This is a genomic window from Pseudoalteromonas sp. SANK 73390 (genome assembly GCF_054966645.1).
On sequence record NZ_ARPN01000069.1, the window covers coordinates 1 to 520 of the forward strand.

The window sequence follows — 520 nt, forward strand, 5'->3', positions numbered from 1 at the left end:
CCGCTTAGCTTGGCGTTAGAATTTTATCAGAATCAGAGTATATATTATGAAATTAGCTGAAGCTTTAAATCAAAGAGCAGAAATCAGTCAAAAATTACAGGAGTTGAGAGAAAGAACAACTCGAAATGTTTTAGTTCAAGAAGGCGAAGAACCTTCTGAAAGCCCAATTGAATTACTTCAGAAACAAGAGGGATTGTTTACTGAGTTTGAAAATTTAGTTGCCCGTATTAACCAGACAAACAATCAAATATCATTAAGTGATGGTACATTAATGGTATTAGCTTTATCCAAGAGAGAAACTTTAAAGTTAAGGCATAGTTTGTATAAATCAGTTGCTTCAGAAGGAACTCCTAACATATCACGTTATAGCAAAACTGAAATTAAGTCGGTAAGTGTTGTTAATATCAGCGAAATTCAAAATACAGCCGATTCTTATGCTCAACAATTACGTGAACTAGATGGTAAGATACAACAAGCAAACTGGACAAATGATTTAGTTTAAAAGTGTTCGGTAGCAATA

At 33.3% G+C, this 520-nt stretch carries 1 protein-coding gene; it reads left to right on the forward strand.

Annotation, left to right across the window (positions count from 1 at the left end):
• Positions 1-46 precede the first annotated feature (46 nt).
• Complete coding sequence (locus tag SANK73390_RS09705; RefSeq protein ID WP_462765803.1) at positions 47-502, forward strand: DIP1984 family protein; 456 nt, start codon at positions 47-49, stop codon at positions 500-502.
• Positions 503-520: the final 18 nt, after the last annotated feature.